The sequence below is a fragment of the Streptomyces sp. NK15101 genome, from assembly GCF_020400725.1.
Lineage (GTDB): Bacteria > Actinomycetota > Actinomycetes > Streptomycetales > Streptomycetaceae > Streptomyces.
On the sequence record NZ_JAINVG010000003.1, the window covers coordinates 117,155 to 134,548 of the forward strand.

General features: G+C 70.1%; 8 protein-coding genes. 7 read left to right on the forward strand and 1 reads right to left on the reverse strand.

From position 1 onward, the window contains the following. Positions 1-351: 351 nt before the first annotated feature. Positions 352-1,272 (forward strand): VCBS repeat-containing protein, encoded by a 921-nt coding sequence (locus K7G60_RS02625; RefSeq protein ID WP_225799124.1) that lies wholly within the window; start codon positions 352-354, stop codon positions 1,270-1,272. A 96-nt stretch (positions 1,273-1,368) separates the two neighbouring features. Here the strand turns inward: K7G60_RS02625 and acnA are convergent, their stop codons facing one another. Beyond that, entirely contained in the window at positions 1,369-4,083 is a 2,715-nt protein-coding gene (gene acnA / locus K7G60_RS02630) for an aconitate hydratase AcnA (protein ID WP_374115568.1), read from the reverse strand. 280 nt (positions 4,084-4,363) lie between these two features. Between acnA and K7G60_RS02635 the strand changes: the two genes are divergently transcribed. The 6 genes from K7G60_RS02635 to K7G60_RS02660 all read left to right on the forward strand — a co-directional run bounded on the left by K7G60_RS02635 (position 4,364) and on the right by K7G60_RS02660 (position 17,365). After that, positions 4,364-4,723, forward strand: coding sequence for a VOC family protein (locus K7G60_RS02635; protein ID WP_225799126.1), 360 nt, complete (start codon positions 4,364-4,366; stop codon positions 4,721-4,723). A gap of 48 nt (positions 4,724-4,771) precedes the next feature. Next, positions 4,772-6,301, forward strand: coding sequence for a UDP-N-acetylglucosamine 1-carboxyvinyltransferase (locus tag K7G60_RS02640; RefSeq protein ID WP_225799127.1), 1,530 nt, complete (start codon positions 4,772-4,774; stop codon positions 6,299-6,301). A gap of 251 nt (positions 6,302-6,552) precedes the next feature. Beyond that, positions 6,553-8,145 carry a hypothetical protein gene (locus K7G60_RS02645; RefSeq protein ID WP_225799128.1) on the forward strand — a complete coding sequence of 531 codons (1,593 nt, stop codon included), beginning with the start codon at positions 6,553-6,555 and terminating at the stop codon, positions 8,143-8,145. A 269-nt stretch (positions 8,146-8,414) separates the two neighbouring features. Continuing rightward, complete coding sequence (locus tag K7G60_RS02650) at positions 8,415-8,837, forward strand: hypothetical protein (protein WP_225799129.1); 423 nt, start codon at positions 8,415-8,417, stop codon at positions 8,835-8,837. Further along, the gene (locus tag K7G60_RS02655; RefSeq protein WP_225799130.1) at positions 8,834-10,903 is read left to right on the forward strand and encodes an Hsp70 family protein; all 2,070 of its coding nucleotides are present in this window, start codon (positions 8,834-8,836) and stop codon (positions 10,901-10,903) included. The genes K7G60_RS02650 and K7G60_RS02655 overlap by 4 nt, the downstream gene beginning before the upstream one ends. Before the next feature lie 129 nt (positions 10,904-11,032). Continuing rightward, positions 11,033-17,365, forward strand: a complete 6,333-nt coding sequence (locus tag K7G60_RS02660; protein WP_225799131.1) for a protein kinase — start codon at positions 11,033-11,035, stop codon at positions 17,363-17,365. Positions 17,366-17,394: the final 29 nt, after the last annotated feature.

The following is a 17,394-nucleotide window of genomic DNA, read 5'->3' on the forward strand; positions in this document are numbered from 1 at the left end:
CGGGAGCAAGATCGAAACCAGGTTTCCACGACCATCTTTCCCGAGTTGAGACCTCCGGGATAAGCACGCTGGATCTGCGGCGTTTCGTCCAAGCATTCGCCGCACAACACCCTTGACATGTCATCAGGGTCACCCCATGACCGGGACCGGCGCGGCAGGCGGCGGAAGGCGCGCGGAAGGAAACGCGCAAATGGGGCATACGACCGACATCGAAACAGTTGTGTCACAAACCAGTTGCCCGGTGAAGATCTCGTGAGAAGGATCCGGGATCATAGAGGTCCCGCCCTCCCCTGCCTCCGGCACGGGCGCGCGGCGGGGTCTGTCTCATCCCATACGGATCTGGAGTACTACGTGGCCAACTCTTCTGGCCTGAACCGCACGGGCGTCCTGTCCCGTGTCACGGTCGCCGCGATAACGGCCGCCCTCGTCGGCACCACCACGGCCGCCGTCGCCGCCGACGCGCCGCAGGAGCGGACCGCGTCCGCCGCCGTCCAGAAGCCCTCGGGCAACGCGAGCGCCTTCGCCGCCGAGAGCACCTCCGACGCCCAGGTGAACGCCCTCTACGGCGTCGACTCCCGCGGCGACATGTACGGCTACGCGCCGAACGGTGAGGGCGGCCTCGACGCCCGCGTCTACACCGGCTACGGCTGGAGCAACGCCAAGTTCATCACCCAGGTCGACCAGGACCACGACGGCAGCGCCGACGGCATCTGGGACGTCACCTCGGGCCGCCTGTCGTACATGGCCTACGGCGGCGACCCGATCGCCATCGGCAGCGGCTGGAGCATCTACAACAAGGTCCTGTCCGCGGGCCAGCTGGGCGGCGGCACCGCCGACGACCTGCTCGCCCGTGACAGCTACGGCGTGCTGTGGCTGTACCTGGGCTACGGCAACGGCAAGGTCACCACCCGCTACCGGGTGGGCGGCGGCTGGCAGGCCTACAGCCAGATCGCCGGCAAGGGCGACCTGAGCGGCGACGGCAAGGACGACATCGTCGCCCGCGACAGCGCCGGTGTGCTGTGGCTCTACAAGGGCACCGGCAGCTACACGGCGCCGTTCGCCGCCCGCACCAAGATCGGCGGCGGCTGGAACGCCTACAACGCCCTCGTCTCGACCGGCGACATCGACCTCGACGGCATCACCGACCTGGTCGCCCGCGAGAGCAACGGCGCCCTGTGGCTGTACAAGGGCACCGCGAACGGCACCGTGCCGTTCAAGCCGCGCGTGAAGATCGGCACCAGCGGCTGGAACACCTACCGCCTCATGTTCTGATCCTCGCTCCGTCGTGAGACGGCGCGCGTGACGAACGAAAGGGCCCCGCTCCTCCTCCGAGGAGCGGGGCCTTTCCGTCTACCGGATCCGGTGGCGTCAGCCGCGGATCAGGTTGCGGAGCACGTACTGCATGATGCCGCCGTTGCGGTAGTAGTCCGCCTCACCGGGGGTGTCGATGCGGACGACCGCGTCGAACTCGACACCGGTGTCGGTGGTGACCTTCACCGTGCTGGGGGTGGTGCCCTCGTTCAGCTCGGTGATGCCGGTGATGGAGAAGGTCTCCTCGCCGGTCAGGCCGAGCGAGTCGGCCGACTGGCCGGCCGGGAACTGCAGCGGGAGGACGCCCATGCCGATGAGGTTCGAGCGGTGGATGCGCTCGTACGACTCGGTGATGACGGCCTTGACGCCGAGGAGGGCCGTGCCCTTGGCCGCCCAGTCGCGGGACGAGCCGGAGCCGTACTCCTTGCCACCGAGGATGACCAGCGGGATGCCGGCGGCCTGGTAGTTCTGCGAGGCGTCGTAGATGAACGACACCGGGCCGTCGGCCTGGGTGAAGTCGCGGGTGAAGCCGCCCTCGGTGCCCGGCGCGATCTGGTTGCGCAGGCGGATGTTGGCGAAGGTGCCGCGGATCATGACCTCGTGGTTGCCTCGGCGCGAGCCGTAGGAGTTGAAGTCGCGACGCTCCACACCGTGCTCGGTGAGGTACTTGCCGGCCGGGGTGTCGGCCTTGATGGCGCCGGCCGGGGAGATGTGGTCGGTGGTGACCGAGTCGCCGAGCTTCGCGAGCACGCGGGCGCCCGTGATGTCGGTGACCGGGGTGGTCTCCATCGTCATGCCCTCGAAGTACGGGGGCTTCCGGACGTAGGTCGACTCGGGGTCCCACTCGAAGGTGTTGCCGGTCGGGATCGACAGCGCCTGCCACTGGGCGTCGCCGGCGAAGACGTCCTGGTAGGACTTGGCGAACATGTCCTCGCCGATGGCGCTGGCGACGACGTCGTTGACCTCGGCCTCGGAGGGCCAGATGTCCTTGAGGAAGACCGGGTTGCCCTCGGTGTCGGTGCCCAGCGCGTCCTTGGTGATGTCCACCTTCATGGAGCCCGCGATGGCGTACGCGACGACCAGCGGCGGGGAGGCCAGGTAGTTCATCTTGACGTCGGGGTTGATGCGGCCCTCGAAGTTGCGGTTGCCCGAGAGCACCGAGGTCACGGCCAGGTCGTGGTCGTTGACGGCCTTGGAGACCTCCTCCGGCAGCGGGCCGGAGTTGCCGATGCAGGTGGTGCAGCCGTAGCCGACGAGGTTGAAGCCGACCTTGTCGAGGTACGGGGTGAGGCCCGCCTTGTCGAAGTAGTCGGTGACGACCTTCGAGCCCGGGGCGAGGGTGGTCTTGACCCACGGCTTGCGGGTCAGGCCCTTCTCCACGGCCTTCTTCGCGACGAGCGCGGCGGCGACCATGACGTACGGGTTCGACGTGTTGGTGCAGGAGGTGATGGCCGCGACCGTCACCGCACCGTGGTCGAGGGTGTAGGTCGAGCCGTCGGGGGCGGTGACCTGGACCGGGTTCGACGGGACCGTGCTGGAGACGGCGGGGGCGTCGGAGGCCGGGAAGGACTCCTGGCCCGCCTCGTCGACCGAGTCGACGTAGTTGCGGACGTCCTGGGCGAACTGCTCGGCGGCGTTCGCGAGGACGATGCGGTCCTGCGGGCGCTTCGGGCCGGCGATCGACGGGACGACGGTGGAGAGGTCGAGCTCCAGCTTCTCGGAGAAGTCCGGCTCGGCCTTCGGGTCCAGCCAGAGGCCCTGCTCCTTGGCGTACGCCTCGACGAGCGCGACCTGCTGCTCGGAGCGGCCGGTGAGCTTGAGGTAGTTCAGGGTCTCGTCGTCGATCGGGAAGACCGCGGCGGTGGAGCCGAACTCCGGCGACATGTTGCCGATGGTGGCGCGGTTCGCGAGCGAGGTGGCGGCGACGCCCTCGCCGTAGAACTCGACGAACTTGCCGACGACACCGTGCTTGCGCAGCATCTCGGTGATGGTCAGCACCAGGTCGGTGGCGGTGGTGCCGGTGGGCAGCTCGCCGGTCAGCTTGAAGCCGACGACGCGCGGGATGAGCATGGAGACCGGCTGGCCGAGCATCGCGGCCTCGGCCTCGATGCCGCCGACGCCCCAGCCGAGCACACCGAGGCCGTTGACCATGGTGGTGTGGGAGTCGGTGCCGACGAGGGTGTCGGGGTACGCCTGGCCGTTGCGGACCATGACGGTGCGGGCCAGGTGCTCGATGTTCACCTGGTGGACGATGCCGGTGCCCGGCGGGACGACCTTGAAGTCGTCGAAGGCGGTCTGGCCCCAGCGCAGGAACTGGTAGCGCTCCTTGTTGCGGCCGTACTCCAGCTCGACGTTCTGCGCGAAGGCGTCGTTGGTGCCGAACTTGTCGGCGATGACGGAGTGGTCGATGACCATCTCGGCCGGGGAGAGCGGGTTGATCTTCGCCGGGTCGCCGCCGAGCGCCGCGACGGCCTCGCGCATGGTGGCGAGGTCGACGACACAGGGGACACCGGTGAAGTCCTGCATGATCACGCGCGCCGGCGTGAACTGGATCTCCTGGCTCGGCTGGGCCTGCGAGTCCCAGTTGCCGAGGGCCCGGATGTGGTCGGCGGTGATGTTCGCGCCGTCCTCGGTGCGGAGCAGGTTCTCCAGGAGGACCTTCAGGCTGTAAGGGAGGCGCGCGGAGCCCTCGACCTTGTCCAGCTTGAAGATCTCGTACGACTCGTCGCCCACGCGCAGCGTGCTGCGGGCGTCGAAGCTGTTCGCCGACACGACAGTCTCCTTCATATATGTGCGCGTTCCACCACATCCTGCCGCCACGTACGCGTCGTCGATCCGCTAAGGTAAGGCTAAGTTAGGTAATCCTTACCAAGGTGGCGGCAGCGGTGCGCCTCGGCAGATATCTCGATGTCGAGATAACTCTAGTACATCACCGCCGCCCGGTCATGCCTGGCATGCTGCGGATCCGCGGGATCCGCAGCCCACCCCCTCCCCGCCCCCGAACGGATGCGGCCCGATTGCCGCGGCGGACGCCCCGGCGGACGATCGGTTCATGTTCAGCGGCGCGCACGTGATTCTCTACACCCGGGACGCGGAGGCCGACCGGGACTTCCTCAAGGACGTCGTCGGCTTCGAGCACGTGGACGCCGGAGGCGGCTGGCTCATCTTCAAGCTGCCGCCCGCCGAGATCGCGGTGCACCCCACGACGGGCGAGCCGGAGCACGAGGTGTACCTCATGTGCGACGACCTCACCCAAACCCTGACAACCCTGGAGGACCGGGGCGCGGAGATCTCACGGGCCATCACCGACCAGGGCTGGGGCCTGCTCGCCGCCGTCCGGCTGCCGAGCGGCACCGAACTCCCCCTGTACGAACCGCGCCACCCGACCGCGCACGACGGTTCACCCCAATAGCCCACCCCGATGACGAGTCACATCTCATATCTGAGATAACGTGACGCCATGGCAGACGACTACCTCGTACGCATCGGCAAGCTCATCCGTGACGCCCGGCAGCACCGTGGCTGGACGCAGACGCAGCTCGCCGAAGCGCTGGCCACGAGCCAGAGCGCCGTCAACCGGATCGAGCGCGGCAACCAGAACATCAGCCTTGAGATGATCGCCCGGATCGGCGAAGCCCTCGACAGCGAGATCGTGTCCCTGGGGTACGCGGGCCCCATGCACCTCCGGGTCGTCGGCCGGCGCCGCCTCTCCGGCTCCATCGACGTCAAGACGAGCAAGAACGCCTGTGTCGCGCTGCTCTGCGCCTCGCTCCTCAACAAGGGCCGCACCGTCCTGCGCCGGGTCGCCCGCATCGAGGAGGTCTTCCGGCTCCTGGAGGTCCTCAACTCCATCGGCGTCCGCACCCGCTGGATCAACGAGGGCGTGGACCTGGAGATCACGCCGCCGGCCGAGCTCGACATGGAGTCCATCGACGCCGAGGCCGCGATCCGCACCCGCTCGATCATCATGTTCCTCGGCCCGCTGCTGCACCGCATGGACCGCTTCAGGCTGCCGTACGCCGGCGGCTGCGACCTCGGTACGCGCACGATCGAGCCGCACATGATCGCGCTGCGCCGCTTCGGCCTGGAGGTCACGGCCACCGAGGGCATCTACCACGCCCAGGTCGAGCGCTCCGTCTCCCCCGACCGCCCGATCGTGCTGACCGAGCGCGGCGACACGGTGACCGAGAACGCCCTGCTGGCCGCCGCCCGTCACGACGGCGTCACCGTCATCCGCAACGCCTCCTCCAACTACATGGTCCAGGACCTCTGCTTCTTCCTGGAGGCCCTCGGCGTCCGGGTCGACGGCATCGGCACCACCACGCTCACCGTCCACGGCATCCCGGACATCGATGTCGACGTCGACTACTCCCCCTCCGAGGACCCGGTCGAGGCGATGAGCCTGCTGGCCGCGGCGGTCGTCACGGAGTCCGAACTGACCATCCGCCGGGTCCCGGTCGAGTTCATGGAGATCGAGCTCGCCGTCCTGGAGGAGATGGGCCTCGACCACGACCGCTCGGCGGAGTACGCGGCGGACAACGGCCGCACCCGCCTGGTCGACCTGACGGTCCGTCCCTCCAAGCTGGAGGCGCCGATCGACAAGATCCACCCGATGCCGTTCCCGGGCCTCAACATCGACAACGTCCCCTTCTTCGCGGCGATCGCGGCGACGGCCCAGGGCAAGACCCTCATCCACGACTGGGTCTACGACAACCGCGCCATCTACCTCACCGACCTCAACCGCCTCGGCGGCCGCCTCCAGCTCCTCGACCCCCACCGCGTCCTGGTGGAGGGCCCGACCCGCTGGCGCGCCGCCGAGATGATGTGCCCGCCGGCCCTGCGCCCGGCCGTGGTCGTCCTGCTCGCCATGATGGCGGCGGAGGGCACGTCGGTCCTGCGCAACGTGTACGTCATCAACCGCGGTTACGAGGACCTCGCGGAGCGCCTGAACTCGATCGGCGCGCAGATCGAGATCTTCCGGGACATCTGAGCCCCTTTCAGAGGCCGCTGCCGCCCCTTCCCCACGTGACCTGCCGGGGCCGGTCACGGAAGGGGCGGCATCCCGCCTCCGTCCCAGGTCACGATGTGCACGAGGCCGTACGGATTGTCGGGCCACCCGGATAATCTGTCGGGGTGTACGACATGACGGACCCCGTCGCCGCTCGCCGGGCGGCCAAAGCTGCCGAACAAGAGCGTCTGAAGCGTGCGCGCGAACGCCGGGAGAACAAGGAGTCCTCCGGCGTGAGCGGTTTCGCCCAGCGCAAGTGGCGCTGGCTCGGCGTCGGGGGCGGCGAGGCGGTCGAAGCCGTACTGGCCATGCTGACGGAGATCGTGGCCGTCACCGAGGAGTCCGAGGCCGAACGGGCAGTCCTCACACAGGCCGTCGAAGGCGATCCGAACCGCGAGGCCCTGCTGCCCGTGGTGCGTTCGGGCCTGAACCTCCTGCCGCCGGAGTCGGTCCTCGGTCACCTACGGAGCCTCTGGGCCGCCGGTGTGCGATGGCTCAACGAGCCGGGTCTCGAGCGGTGCAGCGTGCTGTGTTCGACGGCGCCCGGCCCGGACCTCGTCAGCACGCGCTCCCACGCGGTGTCGGGCGGGCCGGCCTTCAGTCTCTTCGTGACCGCGGCCACCCGCGGCGCGATACCCGTACCGAACCGGTTCCTCGACGAACTCCTCGCGTGGGCGCCGCTGTCCGTCGTCGACGACCTGATCGACCATGGTGGCCTCATGGCCGAAGACGCGCCGTGGGAAGGGCGGAACGAGGACGAGAGCCTCTATCTGCGGGCCCGTCTCGCCCCTGCCGACATCGGCGTCGAACAGGCCGAGCACCTCGGGTGGCAGGCGTACCTGCGCCGGCGGGCCTTCCGGCACGGCCGAACGCTTGTCCGGCAGGAACCGGACGACGTGTGGGACCTGCTGTACGACGTGGTCATGGACGTCGACGTGACGGCCATGGACGCACTCGACGCGGCTCTGCCCCGTACCCAGCAGATCGAGCTGCGCGACCTCAGGTCCGGCGCACTGCTCGGGCAGTGGCCGCGGGCGCTGGCCGAGGACCGGGGGCTCTGGAGGCTGATGGCCGCCTTGTGGCGCCCGACCGGTCTCGTCGACGCCGGCCGGAGTCCGTTCTACGCCCTTGTCGCCCTGAACCGTGCCTATGACCTGGTGAAGTCCGGTGATCCGGAGGCCGCGGCCGAACAGGCCCGCTCTCTCACCCTGGCCAAGAACAACCGCAAGGTCCCGGCGGAGTTGGTCCAGGAGGCCCACGCCCTGGCAGCGTACGCGGCCGTGGCGCAGAGCGAGCGGATCAGTTCCCCCGCCGGCCGCGGCAAGCTCCTCGACGCCGCCGTGGAGAACGCCGAGGCGGCGGCGGCTCAGGGCGGAGCCGTCGCCGAACTCAACCTCCGGCTGCTTCGCGCCTGGAGAGGGACGAACAAGAACAGCCGTGATCCGTTCAGCAATCCCTTTCTCGACATCGGCCTGGAGCATGGGGACGGCGGCTGGGAAGAACGTTGCCGGGAGATATACCGGCAGCACGAGGGTGACACCAAGGCGCAGTCGGACCTGAACAAGGCCGAGGGGCGGATCCGGGACGCGCTGCGTGGGGACGCGGGCTGGGACGTCTTCTACCGGCTGCCGCTCGACCGCTCCCGATACGTCATGCCCTCCGAAGTGCCACGGCATCTGGTGCCTCCGCTCGCAGCTCTGCCGCGCCGGACCCCGGTGACGAGCGGCGGCGAGCTGGAGGCCATCCGTGCCCGTGCCGCCGTCGAGCTCCTGGACGACTTCCGGACCACCGCACCACGCCTCGACCGCCATCATTCCGTGCGATGACCCGTCGACGCCGTTGATCCGACCCACGATCCCGAACCGAACGAAGCAGAGCGGACCTGATGCCTCCCAAGAAGAACATTCCCAAGAGGGAGCGGCCACACCGCCCGTGCCCCGCGTGCGGCCAGATACAGCCCGGCACGAAGGGCTCGCCGCCGGTGCACAAGGCCGGAGGGCTGAAGCGCCGCAGGGAGCGACGCAGGGACGCTTCGGTCCAGCCCGCGGAGAACAGGGCCGTCGAAGCGTCGCCGCGCCCCGACCCGATCGACGCGATGACGGTGATCAAGGGAGTGGCCGCCCGCGTGCCGGAGGCACTGGAGGCTGCAGGGGCCGACGAGGTGCCTCCGGCCGGCGCGCTCACCGCGGCGGTGCGCAGGGCGGTCCTGGACGAGTTCCGTACCCGCGCGCAGTTCGCCGGACGGCTCGCCGAGATCGACGCGCTCCTCTGGTCCCGGGCGGGAGAGAGCCGCGAGACCGTCGCGGGGGCGATGACGGAGCACCTGCGGGAGCTGCGGCTGCTGCGGGTCACGGAGCCCGAGGAGAGCGACCGGTTCGTGGTGACCGAGGGCGAGGGGAGCGCCTTCGAGCTGCTGAGTCCGGCGTATGTGGACGAGTTGACAGGAAAGGTCATACTCGCCGGCCAGTTGCGGCGCGTCGCCGGGCAGGCGGGCATGAAGGTGGGGAAGGAAGCATGACGGCAGCCGGAATCGACTTCGGGACCACAAATTCGGTCGCCGCCCAGTGGAACGGCGAATTCGTCGAGGTGCTGGAGATCGGCGGACAGGGTCTGGACGCGAACTGGCGGCGCGAAGGCTTCGAGCAGCTGTACCCGTCGGTCGTCGGTACGAGCTCCCTGCGGCCGGGCACTCTGTTCGGCTGGGAGGCGAAGCTCCGTTCCGAGCAGGCCGTCGAGGCGTGCAAGCGGATGCTGCGCGAGGAACCGTTCGTCACGCTGGGCGGTGAACGGTTCGCCGCGACCACCGCGGCCGCCGGCGTCTTCCACGCCATCGCGCGGGCGGCGGAGGAAGAGGCCGCCACCGAGATCCGCGAGGCCGTCGTCACCGTTCCCGCCAACGCGACCGGAGCGGCCCGCTTCCGGACCCGCGAGGCCGCGCGTGCCGCGGGGATCACGGTCCGGACCCTTCTGAACGAGCCGACCGCGGCCGCGATCGCGTACGCGCACGAGATGGAGGCCGACGGCGAGTTCCTGGTCTTCGACTGGGGCGGCGGCACCATGGACGCCACCCTCCTCCTGCACGACGACGGGTTCTTCGACGAGAAGGCGAGCCGGGGTGTCAACCGCCTCGGCGGCCTGGAGATCGACGAGCGGTTGCGCCGCATGGTCCTCGATCGGGCACCGGCGCGGGGGCGGTGGAGCGACTCCGAGAAGCGGATGTTCGCCCTGGAGATCGAGCGGGCCAAGATCCTGCTCTCCCATCAGGAGTCGGTCCGCGTCCTGACGCCCGACGACGTCACCGTCGAGATCGGACAGGACGAGTTCTCCGAGGCGATCCAGGACCTCATCAGCCGTGCGCTCGACCCGGTGGAGGAGTGTCTGGAGCAGGCCCGGATCGATCCGCAGGACCTCACCGCGGTGCTGATGATCGGTGGCAGCAGCCAGATTCCCGCCGTGCGCGCCGCCGTCTCGGAGGCGCTCGACTGCGAACTCGTGGACAGCGCCCTGTGCAACCCGATGACCGCGGTGGCCGAGGGAGCGGCCATCAGCGCCGCCGCCATGGACGGCGAGCTGAAGAGCATCATCCGGGTGGTCAACACACACGCCCTGGGCACGGTCACCAAGGACCGCGAAGGAAGGCGGAGCTTCAGTTCCGTCATCGACCGGAACCAGCGGCTTCCGCAGCAGCGCGTGAAGTCGTACGAGCCGACGAAGGACAATCTCTCCCAGCTGACCGTCGAAGTCTGGGAGGGCGACCCCGACCGCGAGGTCGATCACCCGGACAACGTCAAACTGACCGACCTGGTCCTGACCTACCCCCGGCGGTGCAGTGCCGAGGAGGGTGTCTTCGATCTGGAGTACACCTACAGCAAGGAAGGCCTGCTGACGGTGAAGGCGACCTTGCAGAAGACCGGCGAGGTCGTCCTCGACGACGAGGTGAAGGTGTTCGGGGACGGGAACGTCCTGCCGGAGCTGACGAGGGAACTCGACCGGTTGCGTGCCCTCGCACCGGCCTCACGGCCCGCGACCGCACCGACCCACCCCCAGCAGGCCGCCCCCCGGAGCCAGGGGGGCGGCGCGCCCGGGCCCACCCGCCCCAGCTCCTCCCCCGCGCCGGCCGGTGCGGTCACGGCGTCGGCACCGCTCGTCATCGACGGCTCCAACCTCGCATGGAACGGCCGGCCTCCGCGCGCGGCGGGCGGCAGGCCGAGCTTCGCGGCGTTGCAGGCGGCAGTCCGGTCGCTGCGGTTCAAGCACGCGGACCGAGACATCCACGTGGTGGTGGACGCCAGCCTGCGCCACGACGTGTCCCCCGAGGAACGGCCTCTCGTGGAGACGGCCATCGCCGACGGCACCGTCGTACAGCCCCCGGCCGGTACCGAGGGCCGGGGTGACGCGCTGGTGATCAGCATCGCCGACGAGGTCGGCGGAATCATCGTCTCGAACGACAATTTCGCGCCGTTCCAGAAGGCGAATCCGTGGCTGCGGATCTCCGGGCGGGTCATGGGGGCCACGCAGTCGCAGGGGGTGTGGGTCTTCAACCGGCGCGTACCGAACCCCGCGACATCCGGCCAACGGAGGTGACACACCAAGCCCGCCACGTACGCGTTGACGGCGTCAACGGATTGACGCCGTCAACGTCGACGGGTGAAGATATACGCTCCCAGCGGGACTGACCCGCCTTGCGCGCGATCGGGTGAAACGGGAGTGGCAGTGAGCTTGGAGATCATCGACGGACGCTTCCGGGTCACGGGGTCCGTCGGGCGCGGCAACATGGGAGAAGTCCACCGCGCCGAGGACCTCCGGGCCACGCCGGACTCCCCCTTCAGGGAAGTGGCGGTCAAGACCATCCTGCGCGGACGGACCGGCTCCTCGATCGACGCTTCGGGCTCCGGCAAGGAGGTCGACCGCTTCCGCCGCGAAGTACGGATCATGCGCATGCTCTCCCAGGGGCATCCGAACCTCACCCTGCTGATCGACGGCGGGGTGGACCTCACCGCGAGCGGCGAGGGACTGCCCTATCTGGCCATGGAACTGCTCGACGGTCACCCCCTCGCCGACCTCATCGACGAGGAGCCGCAGCTTCCGGTCTCGTGGGCCGCTGCCGTCGGGGCGCAGATCGCCTCCGGTCTCGCCGCCGCGCACACAGCCGGTGTGGTTCACCGGGACCTGAAGCCGGCCAATGTGATGCTGACGGGCGACGGCAGCGTCAAGATCCTCGACTTCGGCATGGGGTCGATCGTCGACGATCCCGACCAGACGCGGCTGACCAGCGACGGCGTCAGTGTGGGCACGGCCCGTTACATGGCGCCCGAGCAGTTCCGCGCCGAGCGGGTCTCCGGCCTCGCCGATCTCTACGCGCTCGGCTGCATCCTGTACGAACTGCTGATCGGCCGGCCGCCGTTCTCCGCCAGGACCCCTTACGAGCTCTGTGAACAGCACCAGCACGAACAGCCGCCGCGGCTGACCCTGGTCCGCCCGGACCTGCCCGCCGAGCTGGTCCGGCTCGTGGAGCGCCTCCTGGAGAAGGACGCCGAACTGCGGCCCGAGAACGCCGCCCTGGTCCACGACGCGCTGGTCCCCCTCGCGCTCGCACCGGACGACACCGCCACTCTCCTCGCCCCGCACTGGCAGGCGATGGACCCGGTGGCGCGGCTGCGCGCCCTGCTCCCCGAGCGCGCCGCCGCCGTACCCGCGCCGGTGCCTCGCAAGGCACCCCGGCTGCCCGAGACGATGGACGTCTTCGGCATCCACGCCGAACTGATCGACGAGTACGAGAGCTTCACCAAGAGCGCGACGGTCATCCGGGACCCGCGCATCGAGGGTTTCGTCGACGAGGACCTGAGGGCGAAGTCGCAGTGGCCCGACCCGTGGCTGTCGCTGAATCCGTTCTTCGCGGACGGTGGCCAGGTCACCGACCTCGTCCGGGACGGTGTGCTGCACCCCCGGTGCGCGGAGATCTTCCAGGCGGGCAAGAAGGAGGGCGCGCGGCGTCCGGACGGACGGCCCCTCACCTTCCACCTGCACCAGCGACAGGCGATCGAGGCCGCCCAGGCGGGCGACTCCTACGTGTTGACCACGGGTACCGGCTCCGGCAAGTCCCTGTCGTACATCGTGCCGATCGTGGACCGCGTCCTGAAGGAGCGCGAGGCGGCGGGCCCCCAGGCGGGCGGCCGGGTGCGCGCGATCGTCGTGTACCCGATGAACGCCCTGGCCAACTCCCAGCTCATGGAGCTGGAGAAGTACCTGCGCCATGGTTTCGGAGCGGGCCGGGAGCCGGTCACCTTCGCCCGCTACACCGGCCAGGAGTCCGACGAGCAGCGTCGGGAGCTGCGCAAGAACCCTCCGGACATCCTGCTGACGAACTACGTGATGCTGGAGCTGATGCTGACCCGGCCGGACGACCGGTCGAGCCTCATCCGCATGGCGGACGGGCTGCAGTTCCTCGTCTTCGACGAGCTGCACACCTACCGGGGACGGCAGGGCGCCGACGTGGCGTTCCTGATCCGCCGGGTCCGCGAGGCCTGCCGTGCCTCTGCCACCCTGCAGTGCATCGGCACTTCCGCGACCATGTCCACCGAGGGTTCCTGGGAGGAGCAGCGCCGCGAGGTCGCCAGAGTCGCCGCACGGCTGTTCGGTACGACGGTGCTGCCGCAGCGCGTGATCGGCGAGACCCTGATCCGGGCGACCGAAGAGGCTCCGGCGAGCGTGCCCGCCGAACGGCTGCGGGTACCGGCGGCACCCCTCTCGTACGAGGCGCTGACGAAGGACCCGCTGGCCCGCTGGCTGGAGTCGCGGTTCGGCCTGGAGCGCGAGGACGGCACGGGGCGGCTGCGCCGCTGCGCCCCGGGGACCGTCGAGGACGCGGCGGCAGAGCTGGCCGCGGAGTCCGGGGTGTCGGAGGAGCAGGTCGCCGAAGCGATCCGCACCACCCTGGAGGCGGGCGCCCGGGCGAAGCACCCGGTGACGGAACGACCGTTGTTCGCCTTTCGGCTGCACCAGTTCCTCTCCAAGGGCGACACCGTCTACACGACGCTGCAGGACCCGCTCAGCCGACCGCTCACCCGCACCTACCAGCTGGAACAACCGAAGAGCGGCGGCATGCCGCTGTTCCCGCTGGCGTTCTGTCGTGAGTGCGGGCAGGAGTACCTGACCGTGTGGCGCACCGAGGAGAACGGTTCGTTCCGGTACGAGCCGCGCCGGGACACCTCCGCTTCGGGCGGCCGGGCCGGCGAGGGCTATCTGTACGTCGGCGTGCCCGGCGAGGACTACGAGTGGCCGGCGGACCCCCAGACGGCCGTGGACGACCGGAGACTGCCGGAGTCGTGGCTGGAGTCCGACGCGCAGGGCGTGACCGTCCTCAAGAAGTCGTACCGCCCCCGGGTGCCCAAGCGCGTCGTCGTGGACCCGTTCGGGAACGAGTCGGGCGAGGGGCTGATCGCGGCGTTCGTCCCGGCGCCCTTCCTGTTCTGCGTGCACTGCCAGGTCTCGTACGAGCAGACCCGCGGCCGGGACTTCGCCAAGCTGGCCACCCTGGACCAGGAGGGGCGTTCCTCGGCCACCTCCCTGATCTCCGCGTCGATCGTGAAGTCACTGCGGGCCGTTCCCGAGGAGGGGTTGGGCAAGGAGGCGCGCAAGCTCCTCTCCTTCGTCGACAACCGGCAGGACGCCTCTCTCCAGGCCGGTCACTTCAACGACTTCGCCCAGGTGACCCAGTTGCGCGGCGCCCTGTACCAGGCGGCGCTCCAGGCCGGTGAGGAGGGGCTGCACCACGACGACCTCGCCGAGGCGGTGACCGCCGTGATGGGTCTTTCGCCGCGCGAGTACACGGGGTCCGCGTCGCTGCCGCCCTCTCTGGAGCGCCGGGCGACGAAGGCCTTCCGCGACGTCGTGGGGTACCGCCTCTACCGTGACCTGGAGCGCGGCTGGCGCATCACGATGCCGAACCTGGAGCAGACGGGACTGCTCCGCATCGACTACGAGGACCTGGACTGGATCGCGGCCCGGCCGGACCGCTGGCAGTCCGCGCACGCCGTGCTGCGCGACGCCGACCCCGCGCTGCGCGAGGAGGTCGCCCGGACGCTGCTCGACCACATGCGGCGTGCCCTCGCCATCGACGTGCAGTACTTCCGTGACGACTTCGACACCCTCCAGGGGGCGAGCGAGGAGCGGCTGACCGGCCCGTGGGTGCTGAGCGAGAGCGACCGGCCCACCGTCGGCACCGCTTACCCGTACGGCTCGAAGCCCGGCATGGAGCGCTCCGCGCTGTTCCTGTCCGCCCGTGGCAAGTTCGGCAAGTACCTCCAGCGGAACATGCCCGAGCTGCGCTCCCTTCCCCTCGACGACGTCCAGAGTGTCATCGAGGACCTGCTGAAGGTGCTGGTGGAGGCGGAACTGGTCCGCGAGGTGGACGCCACACCCGAGCGCTCGGGGCCCGCCTTCCGCCGCCAGGCCGCGCAGAAGCGGACCGGCTACCGCGTGTCGGCGGCCGCGCTCGTCTGGCGCGCCGGAGGCGGTGAGCGCGGCGCGGTCGACCCGCTGGCCCGTACGTACAACCAGGGCGAGGGCCCCCGCGTCAACCCGTTCTTCCGCGACCTGTACCGGACGGCGGCGGCCGAGCTCGCCGGCCTGTACGCCCGGGAGCACACCGCCCAGGTCCCGCCGGAGGACCGTCTGGAGCGGGAGCGGGACTTCCGTACGGCCGAACTGCCGCTGCTGTACTGCTCACCTACGATGGAGCTGGGGGTGGACATCTCCTCGCTCAACGCCGTCCTGATGCGCAACGTGCCGCCCACCCCGGCGAACTACGCACAGCGCTCGGGCCGGGCGGGCCGTTCCGGCCAGCCCGCCCTGGTGGCCACGTACTGCGCGACGGGCAACAGCCACGACCAGTACTACTTCCGCCGTTCCCAGGACATGGTGGCCGGCCAGGTGGCACCGCCCCGCCTGGACCTCGCCAACGAGGACCTGGTCCGCTCCCACCTCCAGGCCATCTGGCTGGCGGAGACGGGGATGAAGCTCGGCACCGCGATCCCGGACATCGTCGACGTCGCCTATGACCCCGACGGCGACGACCGGCCCGATCCGCAGATGCAGCTGCCGCTCGTGGCCCACATCCGCGACGAGTCCCTGGACGAGGAGGCCCGCCGGCGCGCGATCGCCGCCGCCCACACCGTCCTCGCACCGCTGGCCCCGGACCTGGCGGCCACCACCTGGTGGTACGACGAGTGGGTGGAGGACCGGATCGAACGGGCCCCGCAGCGGTTCGACGACGCCTTCGACCGGTGGCGCCAGCTGTTCCGGGCGGCTGTCATCGACCAGTACGAGCAGAACAAGCGGGTCGTCGACCACACCCTCTCGCAGGGCGAGCAGAGCCGGGCGCGCACCCGCCGCCGCGAGGCGGAGACCCAGACGAACCTGCTCCTGAACCGGTCGTCCGACAACAAGTCGGTGATGAGCGACTTCAACCCGTACCGGTACCTGGCGTCCGAGGGGTTCCTGCCCGGCTACAGCTTCCCCCGGCTGCCGCTGGCCGCGTACATCCCGCGTTCCGGCAACCGCCGCAACGCCGACGGGGACTACCTCCAGCGTCCCCGCTTCCTCGCGATCCGCGAGTTCGGCCCGGGCGCGCTCATCTACCACGAGGGCGCCCGCTACCAGGTGACCCGTGTCCAGCTGCCGCCGGACGCCTCGGGCGATCTGGCGACGGCGGAGGCCCGGCGCTGCGACGGCTGCGGCTACCACTACGCCGTCAAGGTCGGCGCGGACGTCTGCGGCATGTGCGGCGAGTCTTTGCGGGGCAAGCGCACCGGACTGCTGCACCTGCACACGGTGTACACGACGCCGCGTGAGCGGATCTCCTCCGACGAGGAGGAGCGGCGCCGGGCCGGTTTCCGATTGGAGACCTCGTACGCCTTCCAGGACCACGGCGCCCGCAAGGGCCGGCTCTCCTCGCACGTCACCGATTCCGAGGGCGCCCCCGTCCTGGACCTGGACTACGGCGATTCGGCGACCGTCCGCATCACCAACCTCGGCCGGGTCCGCGACAAGGAGGGCGAGCCGGACGGCTACTGGCTCGATCTGGGCGACGGCCGCTGGCTGAACGACCGGGCCGCCGCGGACGCCATCGAGGGCACCGGCATGCCGGTGGTCGACGAGGACGGCAACGAGAAGCGCCGCAAGAAGCGCGTGCTCCCGTACGTGGAGGACCGCCGCAACATCCTCGTGGTGACCCTGGACGAGCCGCAGCCCGAACCGGTCGCCCTGTCGTTCCTGTACGCCCTGGAGCGGGGCATCGAGGCGGCGTTCGAGCTGGAGGACTCCGAACTGACGGCGGAGCTGCTGCCTCCGGACGACGGTCCCCGGCGGCGCCTCCTCTTCACGGAGGCCGCCGAGGGCGGCGCCGGTGTGCTGCGGCGGCTCCAGCACGACAAGGGCGCCCTCTCCGAGGCGGCCCGGACGGCTCTGGAGATCTGCCACTTCGACCCGGACACCGGAGAGGACGAGGGCGGCCCCTCGGCCGACGAGGAGTGCGCCCGCGGCTGCTACGCCTGCCTGCTCACCTACGGCAACCAGACGCACCACCGCCGGCTGAGCCGGCACAGCGCCCGGCCGCTGCTGCTGCGCCTGGCCGGTGCCCGTACCGAGCGGGAGGACCGGGGCGAGTCCCGCAGCGAGCAGTTCCGCAGGCTGGCCCCGGCGGATCCCGTCCGTACGACGGATCCGACGCCCCTCGAGGCGGACCTGGGGGCGCTGGTCGCGGAGGGCGACCTGCTCGGCTGGCTCCGGGCGAAGGGCTACCGGCTGCCGGACGAGGTCGACGTCCTCGTCCCGGAGGCGGCGGCCCGCCCGGACCTCGTCTTCCGGCTGGACGGCGCCAGCCTCGCCGTGTTCGTCGACGGCCCCGGACGTACGGCCGACTCGACGCGCGACATCGAGGCCGGCTACCGCCTGGAGGACGCCGGCTGGGACGTCCTGCGTTTCCCCGCGGACGCGGACTGGGACGCCATCACCACGCTCAACGCCGCCTACTTCCACCTGCGCTGACCGCCCCGCAGCCTCTCGACCCCAAGGAA